Raw genomic sequence first — 14,986 nt, forward strand, 5'->3', positions numbered from 1 at the left:
GAGTCCCAGGGTGACGATTCAAGACCCGGGTCTTCAGGGATTCCGGTTACGTGGAAAACAGTGCCCGGTGGCTGGTCCTTCGACTTCGGCTGCGCGCAGTACGCACGGGAGAGTTGGCCGTCGCTAAAAAGTAGTTCCGGCACCCGAAATATTGGGACCGCGGCGCCCGGCAGCTTCAGTTGTAAGTATGTCAGTACAAACCTTTGACAGGACATTGGATCTAAGGCAAAGTAGTGCCTGTGGCCCACGCCACGGCCTGCCAGTCCCGGAACTCCTGCCCCTCGAAGGATCCGCGTTCCACACCAGAAAGGTCCACGATTCCCGTGACCCACGAGCTTCTTACGATCGGGCGCATCAGCGTTGATATCTACCCGAACGACATCGGGGTTGGCCTGGAGGACGTTGATTCCTTCGGCAAATACCTTGGCGGTTCACCGTCCAACGTCGCGGTTGCCGCCGCCCGCCACGGACGCCGCACCGGGGTCATTACCCGGACCGGGGATGATCCGTTCGGCGCCTACCTGCACCGCGAACTGCAAAAGTTCAACGTCGATGACGCCTTTGTTACCCCGGTGAAGGATTGGCCCACGGCGGTGACCTTCTGCGCGATCAAGCCGGCCACGGACGAGTTCCCGCTGTACTTCTACGGCCGGTTCCCCACGGCGCCGGACCTGCAGATCAAGGCTGAAGAGCTGGACCTGGACGCCATCCGTGAGGCCGGGATCTTTTGGTCCACGGTGACCGGCCTGTGCCAGGAGCCCTCGCGATCAGCGCACATTGCCGCGCATGAGGCGCGGCCGCGGACCGGGCTGGCTGAGGGCCAGTTCACCATCCTGGACCTGGATTACCGGCCGATGTTCTGGGCTTCCGAGGAGGAGGCCCGGGCCGAGGTTGCCAAGGTCCTGCCGCACGTCACGGTCGCGATCGGCAACGACAAGGAATGTGCCGTGGCAGTCGGCGAGGGGACTCCCGATGAGCAGGCGGACCGCCTGCTCGCTGCCGGCGTGGAAATCGCCGTCGTCAAGCTTGGCGCGGAAGGCGTGATGGCCAAGACCCGCACCGAACGCGTGGTCTCCGCGCCCGTCCCGGTGGAAACCCTCAACGGCTTGGGTGCCGGCGACTCCTTTGGCGGCGCCTTCTGCCACGGACTCCTCTCCGGCTGGCCGCTGGCACAGGTCCTGGACTACGCCAACGCCGCCGGCGCCATCGTCGCCTCACGCCTTTCCTGCGCCGACGCCATGCCGACGCCGGAGGAGGTCACCTCGCTGCTGGCCGAACGCGGCCGCGCGGTTCCGGGCGCCTCGATTCCCGAAGGAGCAGCACTGTGACCCTCACCTCTCTTGCTTCCAACAACGCTGTGGACGACGATCCGCGCCGCTATGAGCACCTGAGCACTATACGGCTGGAAGACCCTGGTGCCGTGGCCCGGGCGGCCAAGTCCCGCCGGCGCCACCCCGGCCTGAAGTCGGGGCGGCAGAACTTCATCGTCGCCGCCGACCACCCCGCCCGCGGCGCCCTTGCCGTCGGCAGCGACCCCGTGGCCATGGCTGACCGGCGTCAGCTGCTGGACCGGCTGCAGATCGCCCTGGCCAACCCCGCCGTCGACGGTGTCCTGGCGTCCCCGGACATCATGGACGACCTGCTGCTGCTGGGCGCCCTGGACGGCAAGCTGGTCTTCGGTTCCATGAACCGCGGCGGCCTCTCCGGGCTGGTCAACGAGTTCGATGACCGCTTCACCGGCCACACCGCCGCCGCTCTGGAGGCCCTGGGTGCTGACGGCGGCAAGATGCTCACCCGCATCTGCCTGGGCGACCCCGACACCGTGGCCACCCTGGAAGCGACCGCGAAGGCCATCGATTCGCTGGCGGAGCGCAAGCTGATTGCCATGGTGGAACCGTTCCTGTCGGTCCGGGAAAACGGCCGCGTCCGCAACGATCTGTCCACCAACGCCGTGATCAAGTCCATCGCCATCGCAGAGGGGCTGGGCTCCACCAGCGCCTACACCTGGATGAAGCTTCCCGTCGTGGCGGAGATGGAACGCGTCATGGCCGCCACCACCATGCCCACCGTCCTGCTGGGCGGAGACCCGGATGGGTCCCAGGACGAGGTCTTTGCGTCCTGGCAGGCGGCACTGGCGCTCCCGGGCGTCCAGGGCCTCACTGTTGGCCGGACGCTCCTGTACCCGGCCGACGGCGATGTTGCCGGTGCCGTGGCCACGGCCGCCTCACTGCTGAACCACACCACGGAAGTATCGGAGTAGCCTCCCCATGGACACAACAGGAACGCGCAGGATGACGGTGGCCCAGGCCGTCGTCGAATACCTGTCCAAGCAATACACCGTCGACAAGGTGGGCGGTGTGGACTACCGGGAGCGGCTCATCCCCGGCACGTTCGGTATCTTCGGGCACGGTAACGTTGCCGGTGTGGGGCAGGCCCTGAAGCAGTACCAGCAGCTGGACCCGGCCATCATGCCGTACTACCAGGGCCGGAACGAACAGGCCCAGGCGCACCAGGCCGTGGGGTATGCCCGGCATACCCGCCGCCGCCAGACCTTCGCCATCAGCACCTCGATCGGCCCGGGGTCCTCCAACCTGCTGACCGGTGCCGCTTTGGCCACGACGAACCGGCTGCCGGTGCTGCTGCTGCCCAGCGACACGTTCGCCACCCGCGCGGCAGACCCCGTGCTGCAGCAGCTCGAACAGCCCTACGCCTACGACATCACCGTTAATGACGCCTTCCGGCCACTGTCCAAGTTCTTCGACCGCGTCACCCGCCCGGAACAGCTGTTCTCCGCGTTCCACCACGGCCTGCGTGTCCTGACGGATCCGGCGGAGACCGGCGCCGTAACCATCTCGCTGCCTCAGGATGTCCAGGCCGAGGCGTTCGATGTCCCCGAGGAGTTCCTGGCCGAGCGGGAGTGGCGGATCCGCCGCCCCGACGCGGACGACGACGACATCGCCCGTGCCGCCGCGGCCATCCGTGCCGCGAAGCGCCCGCTGATCATCGCCGGCGGCGGCGTCCTCTACGCCTACGCCAACGACGAGCTCGCAAAGCTCGCCCAGCTGACGGGCATCCCGGTAGGCAACACCCAGGCCGGCGTCGGCGTCCTGCCGTGGGACCACCAGTTCAGCCTGGGTGCCATCGGCTCCACCGGTACGACGGCGGCCAACGCCATCGCTGCCGACGCCGACCTGATCATCGGCATCGGCACCCGCTACGAGGACTTCACCACCGCGTCACGCACAGCGTTCCAGAACCCGGACGTGCGCTTCATCAACATCAACGTTGCCCCGATCGACGCCTACAAGCACGGCACCACGCTGCCGATCGTCGCCGACGCCCGCAAGGCACTCGTCAAGCTCAACGCAGCACTGGGCGGCTACCGGGTAGGCGCCGACCTGGAGCAGAAGGTCGCCGCCGAGAAAAAGCGCTGGAACGCCACTGTGGACGAGGCCTTTGACACCCGCTACACCCCGCTGCCGGCACAGAACGAAATCATCGGCGCCGCCAACCGGGCCATGGACGCTGCGGATGTGGTGATTTGCGCGGCCGGGTCCCTGCCCGGGGACCTGCACAAGATGTGGCGTGTCCGGGACCCGTTCGGCTACCACGTCGAATATGCCTACTCCTGCATGGGCTACGAAATCCCCGGAGGCCTCGGGGTCAAGCGCGCAGCCCTGGCCGAAGCCGCGCGCGGCGGCGAGCAGCGGGACGTCGTGGTGATGGTGGGGGATGGCTCCTACCTGATGATGCACACCGAACTGGTCACCGCCGTCGCCGAACGCATCAAACTGATCGTGGTCCTGATCCAGAACCATGGATACGCCTCCATCGGCTCCCTGTCCGAATCCCTGGGCTCGCAGCGCTTCGGCACCCGCTACCGGGCCCTGGACGAAGAACAGCACAGCTTCGACGAAGGGGACACCCTGCCGGTGGACCTTGCCCTGAACGCCGAGTCCCTGGGCGTGAAGGTCATCCGGATCGAACCCGGCGAGAAAGTCATCGCCGAACTGGAACAGGCCATCCGCGACGCCAAGGCCGCCCCCGAGGGCAGCGGGCCCATCCTCATCCATGTCGAGTCCGACCCGCTCCTGGACGCACCATCCTCCGAGTCCTGGTGGGACGTCCCCGTCTCCCAGGTCTCCGAACTGGATTCCACCAAGCAGGCCTTCCATACCTACGTCGACCACAAGTCCCGCCAGCGCAAACTGCTCGGCTAACCCTCCTCCAGACACCACCCCCTCAAGGAAGAGTCCCCATGACTGCCACCACCCAGACCACCGATACCCAGACCACCGTGATCAACCACTTCATCAACGGCGCCGAAACCGCCGGCGCTGGCGACCGCACCACCCCCGTGTACAACCCGGCCACTGGGGCCGTGACCGGCGAGCTGCGCCTGGCCAACCGCGCCGACCTTGACGCCGCCGTCGCCGCCGCCCGGAAGGCTGCCGACAGCTGGGGTGACATCTCCCTGGCCAAGCGCACCGCCGTCTTGTTCAAGTTCCGCGAACTCGTCGCCGCCCACGTGGACGACCTCGCTGAACTAATCACGACCGAGCACGGCAAGGTCCTCTCCGACGCCAAGGGCGAAATCGGCCGCGGCCTGGAAGTCATCGAGTACGCCTGCGGCATCCCCACCCTGCTCAAGGGCGACTACTCGGACCAGGTCTCCACCGGTATCGACGTGTTCAACTTCCGCGAGCCCCTCGGCGTGGTCGCCGGCATCACCCCGTTCAACTTCCCGGTCATGGTGCCGCTGTGGATGGCCCCGATGGCGATCGCCACCGGCAACGCCTTCATCCTCAAGCCCTCCGAGCGCGACCCCTCCGCGTCCCTGCTGCTGGCCAAGCTCTGGAAGGAAGCCGGCCTGCCCGACGGCGTGTTCCAGGTCCTGCACGGCGACAAGGAAACCGTCGACGGGCTCCTGACCCACCCGGACGTGGACGGCATCTCCTTCGTCGGGTCCACCCCGATCGCGCAGTACGTCCACGAAACCGCCACCAAACACGGCAAGCGCGTCCAGGCCCTGGGCGGGGCGAAGAACCACGCCATCATCCTGCCCGACGCCGACCTGGACAACGCCGCCGACCACCTCGCTGCCGCCGCCTTCGGCTCCGCCGGCGAACGCTGCATGGCGATCTCCGTCGCCGTCGCCGTCGGGGACGCCGCCGACCTGCTGGTCAAGAAAGTCGAAGAACGCGCCCTGGCCGTGAAGGTCAACAACGGCACCGCCCCCGACGCCGAAATGGGCCCGGTCATCACCCCGGCCTCCAAGGAACGCATCGTACGGATCGTCACCGAAGCCGAGGCCGCCGGCGCCGCCATGGTGGTGGACGGCCGCGACCTGGTGGTCCCGGGCCACGAAGACGGCTTCTGGGTGGGGCCTACCGTGATCGACCACGTCAAGACCGAAATGACGGCTTACACGGAAGAGATCTTCGGACCCGTCCTCGTCGTGGTCCGCGTCGACACCCTCGAAGACGGCATCAAGCTGATCAACGCCAACCCCTACGGCAACGGCACCGCCATCTTCACCTCCTCCGGCGCCGCCGCCCGCAAGTTCCAGCGCTCCGTCACCGTCGGCATGATCGGCATCAACGTGCCCCTCCCGGTCCCCGTGGCCTACCACTCCTTCGGCGGCTGGAAAGCATCCCTCTTCGGCGACAAACACATCTACGGCCCCGAAGGCGTCTCCTTCTACACCCGCGGCAAAGTCGTCACCTCCCGCTGGCCCGAAACCCACCACGCCTCCGAAGCCTCCTACAACTTCCCGTCCAACTAACACCCAGAGAGACAACGCTGTCATGACTGAGAACAAGCTGATCATCGGCACGGCGCCGGACTCCTGGGGCGTCTGGTTTGCGGACGATCCGAAGCAGACCCCGTGGGAACGCTTCCTCGACGAAGTGGCCGAGTCCGGCTACAAGTGGATCGAACTTGGCCCGTACGGCTACCTTCCCACCGACCCGGCCCGCCTGGCGGAGGAACTCAAGCAGCGCGACCTGAAAGTCACAGCCGGCACCGTGTTCACCGCCTTCCACCGCGGCGTGGACCAGTGGGAGACCGCCTGGGAGCCGGCCCGCAAGGTCGCCGAACTCACCGCGGCAATGGGCGGCGGGCACATCGTGGTCATTCCGGCCATGTGGCGCGACGACGTCACCGGCGAGGCCGTGGAAGGCGGCACGCTAAGCGACAAGGCCTGGAGCGACCTGTTCGCCGGCCACAACCGCCTGGGCAAGACCCTGCTGGAGGACTTCGGCCTGAAGCAGCAGTTCCACTCCCACGCTGACTCCCACGTTGGCGCGCAGGAGGACATCGAAACGCTGCTGGGAGCTACCGATCCGCAGTACCTGAACCTCTGCCTGGACACCGGCCACGCGGAATACTGCGGCGCCTCCAGCCTGGAGCTCATCAAGAACTACCCTGACCGCATCGGCTACCTGCATTTGAAGCAGATCAATCCGGACATCCTCAGGCGAGTCAACGAGGAAAACATGACATGGGCCGCGGCCAACCTCGCCGGCGTCATGACCGAACCGCCGAGCGGGCTGCCCGACCTCCGCGCCGTCATCGAGGCCGTGGAAGCCCTGAACCGCCCCATCTTCGGGATCGTGGAACAGGACATGTACCCGGTGGCCTTCGACGTCCCGATGCCGATCGCCAAGCGCACCCGCAACTACCTGCTGACCTGCGGCTCCCGCACCGCCGTCAACTGACCTCTTCCTGCTAACGCCAAAAGGACCAAACAATGACTGAAACCCTCCGCGTCGCCGTCATCGGCGCCGGCCGCATGGGCGCCGACCACATCCAGCGCCTCAACAAGCGGATCCATGGCGCCGAAGTGGCCGCCGTCGTCGACGTCGACCTCGCCCGCGCCGAGGCCGCCGTCGAAGACATCCCCGGCGCAGTCGCCCTGGCCGACGCTGACGAAGCCCTCAACAACGGCGACGTCAACGCCGTTCTCATCGCCACCCCGGGCTTCCTGCATCAGGACATCCTGCTCAAGGCCATCGCCAGGGACATTCCGATCCTCTGCGAAAAGCCGCTGACCCCGGACGCCGAATCCTCCTGGAAGATTGTCGAAGCCGAAGTGGCGCTGGGCCACCAGCGCATCCAGGTGGGCTTCATGCGCCGCTTCGACGCCGAATACGCAGCGCTCCGCTCCATCATCCGCAACCATGAGCTGGGCGAACTGCTGATGCTGCACCACCAGCACCGCAACCCCAACACCCCTGAGGGCTTCACCAACGAGATGCTCATCAATGACTCCGTGGTCCACGAATTCGACGCCATCCGGTTCTTCACCGGCGAGGAAATCACCAGCATCCAGGTCCGGCTGGGCAAGCCCACCCGCAATGCTCCCAACGGCCAGCACGACCCCCAGCACGTCCTGATCGAGACCGAGTCCGGCGTCCTGGCGGACGTCGAGATCTACGTCAACGCCAAATTCGGTTACGAGGTGGCCACCCAGGCCTCCTTCGAGGACGGCATCGTCAGCATCGGCGGCGACAAGGGTCCCTACACCCGCAGTTCCGGCCGCTGGGGCGGCAGCGTCACCCCAGGCTTCGAAGAGCGTTTCGGCGCCGCGTACGACGTCGAAATCCAGTCATGGGTGGACGCTGCACTGAGGGGCGAAATCGGTGGCCCCTCCGCCTGGGACGGGTACGCCACCGCGGCATGCTGCGAGGCAGGCGTCGAGGCGCAGAAGAACGGCGAAAAGGTCGCCGTGAAGCTGGCTGCGAAGCCCGACCTCTACAAGTAGGACAGGAGAAGGGGACGGAGGGGAAAACGACCATACAGCAGCCCGGCAACCACCAGCGCGCCCTGCGGACCGCCACGATCATCTCCACCTTTGGCGGCCTGCTGTTTGGCTACGACACCGGCGTAATCAACGGCGCGCTGCCCTATATGCAGCAGGATCTGGGCCTCACCCCGCTGACCGAGGGCCTGGTGACCTCGTCCCTGTTGTTCGGCGCCGCGTTTGGCGCCCTGTTCGGCGGCCGCCTGGCAGACCGCAACGGCAGGCGCGGGATGATCATGGTCCTGGCAGTCGTCTTCCTGCTGGGCACCCTGGGCTGCACCTTCGCGCCGAACACCGAAGTGTTAATCGCCGCGCGGTTTATCCTGGGGCTTGCCGTGGGCGGGGCATCCGTTACCGTTCCGGTCTACCTGGCCGAGATATCGCCGCGCGACCGGCGCGGCCGGATCGTCACCCAGAACGAACTCATGATCGTCACCGGGCAGTTGCTGGCCTTCATTTTCAACGCCTACCTGGGCAACTCCTTCGGCGAATCGCACGGTATCTGGCGCTGGATGCTGGTCATCGCCACCCTGCCGGCCATCGCGCTGTGGATCGGGATGAACGTCATGCCCGAGAGTCCACGCTGGCTGGCCTCCATCGGCAGCTTCGGCGAGACGCTCAGCGTGCTGCAGCGGATCCGGTCGCAGGAGGAAGCCCGCAGGGAGTTCGAGGAAGTCAAGGCCATGGCCGCGGAGGACTACAAGTCCAAAATGGGTTCATGGAAGGACCTGGGCATCCCGTGGCTCCGCAGGATCTTCGTGGTGGGCCTGGGCCTCGCGGTGATCCAGCAAGATCACCGGCCGAGTGGGAACCACGACGGCGCTGCTGCTCATCGGCCTCTTCTCCCTGATCCTGCCGGAATCGCCTTTGCCGCCAAATACGTGCCCGAGACCAAGGACAAAAGCCTGGAGGACCTGGAGCACTACTTCAAGAATGTGGCCGGCAGCAAGGCCGGGGCCGCCGCGGCGAAGGTTCCCGGACCGGACCAGCGCCCGCTGCTCCTTGCAAAGCCCCTATGAGGATCCTCAAAGGGGCGTTGCTGTCCTATGCGCGCGCATGCAGCCCGGGCAGTGCGTCAACCAGCGGTGCGAGTTCCGGCATGGTCATCGCCTGGCCGAGGGCCCGCTCAAGCGTGGCATCGTGGACGGGCCGTGCTTCCTCAAGGAGGCTCAGGCCGGTGGGCGTCAGTTCCGTATAAATTCCACGGCGGTCGTCGTCGCACAGGATCCTGGTCAGGAGGCCGCGGTCCTCAAGCCGGTTCACCAGCCGGGTGGTGGCGCTGGGGCTGAGCGCCGTGGCACGCGCCAACTGCTGCATCCGCATGTGCCAGCCGTCCTGCCGGCTGAGGGCGTCCAGCACTGTGTACTCCACCACGGAGAGCTTCGACTCTGCCTGGAGGGAGCGCTCCAGCTCGCCTTCGATCAGCCCATGCAGGGCCGCCAGGGTGCGCCAGCCCTGGGCGCGGACCTCGACGGCGTCGTCCTTGATGCCCATGGTTGCTCCTTTACGAATTGTCCCGGCGGGAGAGCCCTCCGGCAGCTGCGGGTAGAGATTGTTGCTTGCGCGGCATATTTGCATGTGCAACAATAAATACCGCGCCTGCAACTATCTTAGGCGCCTTCCACTTCACGGAACAACCACACGTACAGCTCAAAGGAGCATTCGCATGCCTGTTGGCCTGATAGCACTCGCCCTGGGCGGGTTTGGCATAGGACTCACGGAATTCGTCATCGCCGGCCTCCTCCCGCAGGTGGCAACCGACTTTGGCGTCACCGAAGCGGAGGCCGGCTGGTTCATCTCCGGCTACGCACTCTCCGTGGTGGTGGGCGCGCTGGGCCTGACGGCAGCCGTGACGCGATTCCAGCGCAAGCCCGTACTGGCCGCACTGCTGGTCCTGTTCATTGCCGGAAACCTGCTTTCCGCCACTGCTGACGGTTACTGGCCAATGATGCTGGGCCGCGTTGTTGCCGCCCTCTCGCACGGCGCCTTCTTTGGCATCGGAGCAGTGGTGGCGGCCGGCATGGTCCCGCCCAGCAAGAAGGCAGGCGCCATCGCGCTCATGTTCACGGGACTGACCGCGGCCAACGTCCTTGGCGTGCCGTTCGGGACGTTGCTGGGCCAGGCGGCCGGCTGGCGTGCCACCTTCTGGGCCATCACGGTCATTGGCGTGGCTGCGCTCGCCGGCATCCTGGCCCTGGTTCCCAAGCCGGCCCGTGAAGCGGGGCAGGCGGGAAGCCTCCGCTCCGAGCTTCGGGCCTTCCGCTCCGGCCAGGTGTGGCTTTCCATCCTTGTGACCATCCTCGGCTTCGGCGGCATGTTCGGCGCGTTCACCTACATTGCGTACACCCTCACCGAGGTGTCCGGATTTGCGGCCTCCACCGTGCCATGGCTGCTCATTGTCTTCGGGGCGGGCCTCTTCGCCGGGAACACCCTTGGCGGCAAAGCCGCAGACCGCAACGTGGACCGGACGCTCCTGGTGGTGCTCGCCGCGCTGGCCGTGGTCATGGTGGTGTTCGCTCTGACGGCCTCCAGCCCTGTCCTGGCGGTCATGTCGCTGGTCCTGATGGGCGGCTTCGGCTTCGCCACCGTGCCGGGCCTGCAAATGCGCGTGATGAAGTACGCCTCCGGGGCTCCCACCCTGGCCTCCGGCGCCAACATCGGTGCCTTCAATGTGGGCAACGCCCTGGGCGCCTGGCTGGGAGGGGTCACCATCACCGCCGGCCTCGGCTACACCTCACCCATCTGGGCGGGCGCCGTGATCACCGTTGCGGGCCTGGCCGTCATGGCGTTCGCCGCCGCCGCGGCCAAGCGGGAACGGCAGCTTGAAGGCCAGGTGCCGGTGCCTGTCGAGGAGCTGGCCAGCCGCTAGGCGGCGGGGTTCCTTAGGCACCGAACGGAAGCCGCGGGTCGATGTTTTGGGTCTCCCAGGTCTGACGCACCCAGCCATGGTGGGGATCGTCGCTGATCAGCCATTCCCGCACCGGGCCCGGACCTGCCATGACGTTGAGGTAGTAGAGGTCGTAGCCGGGCGCGGCCATCGCCGGGCCGTGCCAGCCGTAGGGGACCAGGACCACGTCGCCGGTGCGCACCTCGGCCGACACATCGATGGGCCGCTCATCGGAGGCGTAGACGCGCTGGTACCCGATGGCGTCGGCGTCGGGTGGCGCTGCGGAGCCGGACGCCACCTGGGTTTCGAAGTAGTAGATCTCTTCGAGCTGGGTCTCGCCGTCCTTTTCCTCGTCATGCTTGTGGGGAGGGTAGGAAGACCAGTTCCCTGCGGGGGTGAGGACCTCGCAGACGATGAACCGGTCGGCCTCCAGCGCTGCCGGGGTGCCGAAGTTGTGGACCTGGCGCGAGCAGTTGCCGGCGCCGCGCAGTTCCACGGGGGTCTCCGCGGCATGGACCAGCCGGGTGGGGTAGGAGGCTTTCGCGGGGGCCGTGGCCACTGCCACCCTGCCGCCGTCGGCGGATTTGATCCTCACGGCGCGTCCGGCGCCGGAATAAAGGACGTCGCTGGGCCCGGAGAAGACCGAGGGCCGGCCCGCCAGGGGATAGTCGGTGCCGTCAACCGTCACGGTGAAGGCCCCGTTGAGGGGCACCACGATCCGTTCCTCGTCCGCGGCGGAGAGTTCGACGGCGGCACCGGCCGGCACCGTGGCCACCTTCAGGCCGGTGTGCGCCCAGCCGTCCACGGCGAGGGAGGAGTCGGAGGTTCCGATCGAAATGTCCCATTTGCCGTCAGCGGCGGTGCCCAGGGGGTAAACCCAGTTGGTCATGGAGTTGGCTCCTTGGATTATCGCTGTACGAGAGTCATTTCAAAACTGTAGGAATCGGCGCGGTACACGTGGTGGCCCGTTTCCACGCGCCGCCCGGTGTCGTCGACGGCAGTACGTTCCATGGTGACCAGCGCGGATCCCGGCGTCGTGTCCAGCATGGAGGCCTGGTAGTCGTTGGCATTGACGGCGCCGATGCGCTGGTTGGCCAGGCGGAAGTTGACCCCGCCGCGCCGGAGGATCGAATACAGACCTTCAGCGGCGAGCATGGCCTCATCCATTTCCGCGATGTCGTCCCGAACCCAGTTCTCCATGAGGGCCAGCGGATTGCCGCCTACCTTCCGGAGCCGGGTGAAGTGATAGACCTTTGAGCCTGCCGGAAGCTGCAGTGTTGCCCGGGTGGCGTCGTCGGCTTCAACGTGGGAGAAGCTCAGGACTTCGGTGGTGGGTTTCTTGCCGTCGTTGGTGAGGTCGTCGTAGAGGCTGGAAAGCTCGAGCGGACGGCGCACCTGGCTGGAGACCACCTGGGTTCCCACGCCGCGTTTACGGACCAGGAGTCCGGAGCGGACCAGCTCGTCCATGGCCTTGCGCATGGTGGGCCGGGACAGGTTGAGCTGGGCGGCCAGGTCGATTTCGTTCTCCAGCCGGCTTCCGGGTTCCAGCACCCCGCTGTAGATGGCCGCTTCGATGCCCTGGACCACCTGGTGGTACAGGGGTACGGGAGAAGAGCGGTCGATGCTGAGTCCCAGATTGTTCGCCACGGTGCGTTCCCTCATGTTCATGTCTGCGCGTCCGCCCGACCGGCGCCTGCGCCAGTGGCGCACTGCCACCATATGTTCGCTTGATAGGACATACTCTTCTTCCACGATCGTAACAGGCGCTACTCCCGGGTCAAGGGAGGCAGGCAGAAGCAGGCGCGGTGGCAGGCTTCCGGTCCCCGGGAGAATTTGAGAGGCAACAAGGTCCGGCCAGCGTTGCGTTGCGTGGCCTAGGCTGGCTCCATGATGTGGACTGGAAGGCGGCAGCCGTGAATTTCGCCGGAAGCCTTGGTCCCCGTCCCCGCAACCTCGAGGTCCAGGATCTGGCCAGCTTCGACCGCCTGGTGGCCGGCGGCGCAGTTAACCTGCATGGCTGGCACGCGCAGTCGCTGGACCTGCGGGGCCGGTCGGCCGCCCTGAAGAGCGTCACCGTCGAAGGTGCCATGTTCCTCGGCTGCCTGTTCGACGACGGCATGGAAGGCAACCTGCGCAGCCGCGGTGCACTGATTTTTCCCCGGCTGGAAGGCGTCCCCTTCGACCCCTACCGGGCATCGCTGTACTCCCCGGCTGAACTGTATGCCGGACTGGCATCGTCTCCCTACGAGGAACTGCCGGACGCCCGCATCTACCACTGGAGCATCCAGTCCGGCCAGCGGCGCCGCGTGGATGCGACCCTGGCCTCTGCCCTGCACGACCATGCCATCGGGGACGCGCTGGAAGAGCTGACGGGGTCGGCGGCCTGGACCCGCCGCTCCATCGTCGGGGTCATGGGCGGCCATGCAGCGCCGCGCGGCAGCCTGGAGTTCGCGGAGGCGGCACGGCTGGGCAGGCTCCTGGCCCGCCAGGGGTATTCGGTGGCTACCGGCGGCGGGCCCGGCGCCATGGAAGCGGCCAACCTGGGCGCTTACCTGAGCCAGGCGTCCGACGGCGACCTGGACGCAGCGCTAGGCACGCTTGCCGCGGTCCCCGGGTTCCGTCCCTCGGTGTCGGCGTGGGCACGCGCGGCGGCGGCCGTCGTCGAACGCCATCCGGGCGGGACTGCATCCCTGGGGATCCCCACCTGGTTCTACGGGCACGAACCGCCCAACTACTTTGCCACGCACATCGCCAAATACTTCGCCAACGCCATCCGGGAGGCCATCCTGCTGGAACTGTGCCACGGCGGAATCGTCTTCCTGCCCGGAGCAGCCGGGACCGTCCAGGAGATCTTCCAGGACGCCTGCGAAAACTACTATGGCGCCCGCGAGAAAGTGGCGCCCATGGTGCTGGTGGGGCGGCGCCACTGGGAGGAGGAGTACCCGGCCTGGCCCATGCTGCGCAGCCTGGCCGCCGGGCGGCCCATGGCGGACTACATTCACCTGGTGGATACGGTGGATCAGGCCGTGCAGGTCCTCCGGGGCTGAGCCCTATCCGACCGCCGTGCCGAAGAGCAGGCCCAGCAGGTAGGTGATGCCGGCGGCGCCGAGGCCGATGGCGAGCTGGCGCAGGCCGCGGGTCAGCGGGGAGGTGCCGGACAGCAGGCCGACGGCGGCACCGGTGGCCAGCAGGGCGATGCCCACCAGCACCCCGGCCACCACCAATGCGGCGACCCCGGTCAGGCCGAACAGGAACGGCAGGATGGGCACGATGGCGCCGGAGGCGAAGAAGCAGAAGCTGGACAGCGCCGCACCCCAGGCCGTCCCCACGGCCTCGTGCTGGTCCTCTTCCTCCGGCAGATCCGGCTGCAGGGACAGGCTGGGGTCGCAGTCGCAGGACAGCAGCCCCATGCGCTCGGCCACCCGGTGTTCCGCCGCCTCGCGGGACATCCCGCGGGCCAGGTACACCAGGAGGAGTTCGTTGTGTTCAAGGTCCAGCTGGGGCGCGGCCGCCAGCGTGATCTGCGTGGGGCGGGTCGCCGCCAGCAGCTCGCGCTGGGAACGCACGGAGATGAATTCCCCGGCGCCCATGGACATGGCACCGGCCAGCAGCCCGGCGATGCCGCTCAGCAGCACCACGGTGCTGGCCACGCCGGACGCCGCCATGCCCATCACCAGGGAGAGGTTGCTGACCAGGCCGTCGTTCGCGCCGAAGACCGCTGCGCGGAACGTACCGGCCAGGCGATTGCGGCCGCGGGTGGCCAGGCCGCGCACCACTTCCTCATGGATCTGCTCATCGGCAGCCATGGCCGGAGTGGCGTTGGGGTCCTTGGCGTAGGGGGAGCGGCCCTCGGCGCGCTGGGCGAGGGCCAGCACAAACACCGAGCCAAAGTGCCGCGCCAGGAACCCCAGGAACCGGCTTCGCGCCGAGGCCCTCTTTGGTTTGCCCGCGTGCTCTCCCAGGAGGGCCAGCCAGTGGGCCTCGTGCCGGCCTTCGGCCTCGGCCAGGGCCAGGAGGATGTCCCGTTCCTCCCCCTCGCGGTTCTGGGCGAGGTCCCGGTAGACCGCTGCTTCCGCGCGCTCGTCCGCCAGGTATTGGCGCCACCGTTTGATGTTCGACGGCGAGGGCTGGCTTTGCGGGGTGCCGGCGGCCTCCGGGTGCGGGGTCCGGGAATTGGACCCGACGTTGTTGGACTGGGCGTGCTGCGACACTGGTAACTCCTGGGCTGGAAAGGGCATGATTATCGCGCCTTTGCCTTGCCAGCGTACTGCGTATTTCCGCGGTTTTTTGGCTGG

Annotated in this window: 13 protein-coding genes; 9 read left to right on the forward strand and 4 right to left on the reverse strand. The window is 67.1% G+C overall.

The window, feature by feature from the left end; genetic code table 11:
- The first annotated feature begins 323 nt into the window (after positions 1-323).
- Genes iolC through ACEN9K_RS05560 form a run of 7 tightly spaced genes read left to right on the forward strand, consistent with a single transcriptional unit; the run spans position 324 to position 8,823 of the window.
- Positions 324-1,328, forward strand: a complete 1,005-nt coding sequence (gene iolC, locus ACEN9K_RS05530; RefSeq protein ID WP_268002635.1) for a 5-dehydro-2-deoxygluconokinase — start codon at positions 324-326, stop codon at positions 1,326-1,328.
- Entirely contained in the window at positions 1,325-2,260 is a 936-nt protein-coding gene (locus ACEN9K_RS05535) for a Cgl0159 family (beta/alpha)8-fold protein (protein ID WP_268002637.1), read from the forward strand. Before iolC ends, ACEN9K_RS05535 begins: the two co-directional genes overlap by 4 nt.
- A gap of 31 nt (positions 2,261-2,291) precedes the next feature.
- Positions 2,292-4,220 (forward strand): 3D-(3,5/4)-trihydroxycyclohexane-1,2-dione acylhydrolase (decyclizing), encoded by a 1,929-nt coding sequence (iolD, locus tag ACEN9K_RS05540; protein WP_268003350.1) that lies wholly within the window; start codon positions 2,292-2,294, stop codon positions 4,218-4,220.
- 38 nt (positions 4,221-4,258) lie between these two features.
- Positions 4,259-5,785 (forward strand): CoA-acylating methylmalonate-semialdehyde dehydrogenase, encoded by a 1,527-nt coding sequence (locus tag ACEN9K_RS05545; protein WP_268002639.1) that lies wholly within the window; start codon positions 4,259-4,261, stop codon positions 5,783-5,785.
- 22 nt (positions 5,786-5,807) lie between these two features.
- Positions 5,808-6,719 (forward strand): sugar phosphate isomerase/epimerase family protein, encoded by a 912-nt coding sequence (locus ACEN9K_RS05550; RefSeq protein ID WP_495635324.1) that lies wholly within the window; start codon positions 5,808-5,810, stop codon positions 6,717-6,719.
- Positions 6,720-6,751: 32 nt separating this feature from the next.
- A complete protein-coding gene (locus ACEN9K_RS05555) occupies positions 6,752-7,765 on the forward strand; it encodes a Gfo/Idh/MocA family protein (protein ID WP_018769591.1) in 1,014 nt (337 codons plus the stop codon).
- Entirely contained in the window at positions 7,681-8,823 is a 1,143-nt protein-coding gene (locus ACEN9K_RS05560) for an MFS transporter (RefSeq protein WP_495635325.1), read from the forward strand. Before ACEN9K_RS05555 ends, ACEN9K_RS05560 begins: the two co-directional genes overlap by 85 nt.
- A 25-nt stretch (positions 8,824-8,848) precedes the next feature.
- Here ACEN9K_RS05560 and ACEN9K_RS05565 read toward each other — a convergent pair whose 3' ends face one another.
- Positions 8,849-9,298: a MarR family winged helix-turn-helix transcriptional regulator gene (locus ACEN9K_RS05565; protein ID WP_495635326.1), complete on the reverse strand. Its 450-nt coding sequence runs from the start codon at positions 9,296-9,298 to the stop codon at positions 8,849-8,851.
- 172 nt (positions 9,299-9,470) lie between these two features.
- On the opposite strand from ACEN9K_RS05565, the gene ACEN9K_RS05570 reads away from it, so the two are divergent.
- Positions 9,471-10,673, forward strand: a complete 1,203-nt coding sequence (locus ACEN9K_RS05570) for an MFS transporter (protein WP_495635327.1) — start codon at positions 9,471-9,473, stop codon at positions 10,671-10,673.
- Positions 10,674-10,686: 13 nt separating this feature from the next.
- On the opposite strand, the gene iolB is transcribed toward ACEN9K_RS05570, so the two are convergent.
- Positions 10,687-11,580 (reverse strand): 5-deoxy-glucuronate isomerase, encoded by an 894-nt coding sequence (gene iolB / locus ACEN9K_RS05575; protein WP_018769595.1) that lies wholly within the window; start codon positions 11,578-11,580, stop codon positions 10,687-10,689.
- 17 nt (positions 11,581-11,597) lie between these two features.
- On the reverse strand, positions 11,598-12,338 hold the full coding sequence (locus ACEN9K_RS05580; protein WP_056389192.1) for a GntR family transcriptional regulator: 741 nt from the start codon (positions 12,336-12,338) through the stop codon (positions 11,598-11,600).
- 266 nt (positions 12,339-12,604) lie between these two features.
- Between ACEN9K_RS05580 and ACEN9K_RS05585 the strand changes: the two genes are divergently transcribed.
- On the forward strand, positions 12,605-13,738 hold the full coding sequence (locus ACEN9K_RS05585) for an LOG family protein (RefSeq protein WP_495635328.1): 1,134 nt from the start codon (positions 12,605-12,607) through the stop codon (positions 13,736-13,738).
- A gap of 3 nt (positions 13,739-13,741) precedes the next feature.
- On the opposite strand, the gene ACEN9K_RS05590 is transcribed toward ACEN9K_RS05585, so the two are convergent.
- Positions 13,742-14,902 (reverse strand): VIT1/CCC1 transporter family protein, encoded by a 1,161-nt coding sequence (locus ACEN9K_RS05590; protein ID WP_056389060.1) that lies wholly within the window; start codon positions 14,900-14,902, stop codon positions 13,742-13,744.
- Positions 14,903-14,986 lie beyond the last annotated feature (84 nt).

The sequence above is a fragment of the Pseudarthrobacter sp. Pseusp20 genome, from assembly GCF_059492155.1.

Excerpts from the sequence above, each read along its gene's own strand:
- ACEN9K_RS05550 (WP_495635324.1), top strand. The coding sequence starts at position 5,808 with ATGACTGAGAACAAGCTGATCATCGGCACGGCGCCGGACTCCTGGGGC.
- ACEN9K_RS05560 (WP_495635325.1), top strand. The coding sequence starts at position 7,681 with ATGCTGCGAGGCAGGCGTCGAGGCGCAGAAGAACGGCGAAAAGGTCGC.
- ACEN9K_RS05555 (WP_018769591.1), top strand. The coding sequence starts at position 6,752 with ATGACTGAAACCCTCCGCGTCGCCGTCATCGGCGCCGGCCGCATGGGC.
- ACEN9K_RS05545 (WP_268002639.1), top strand. The coding sequence starts at position 4,259 with ATGACTGCCACCACCCAGACCACCGATACCCAGACCACCGTGATCAAC.
- ACEN9K_RS05565 (WP_495635326.1), bottom strand. The coding sequence starts at position 9,298 with ATGGGCATCAAGGACGACGCCGTCGAGGTCCGCGCCCAGGGCTGGCGC.
- ACEN9K_RS05570 (WP_495635327.1), top strand. The coding sequence starts at position 9,471 with ATGCCTGTTGGCCTGATAGCACTCGCCCTGGGCGGGTTTGGCATAGGA.
- iolB (WP_018769595.1), bottom strand. The coding sequence starts at position 11,580 with ATGACCAACTGGGTTTACCCCCTGGGCACCGCCGCTGACGGCAAATGG.
- iolD (WP_268003350.1), top strand. The coding sequence starts at position 2,292 with ATGACGGTGGCCCAGGCCGTCGTCGAATACCTGTCCAAGCAATACACC.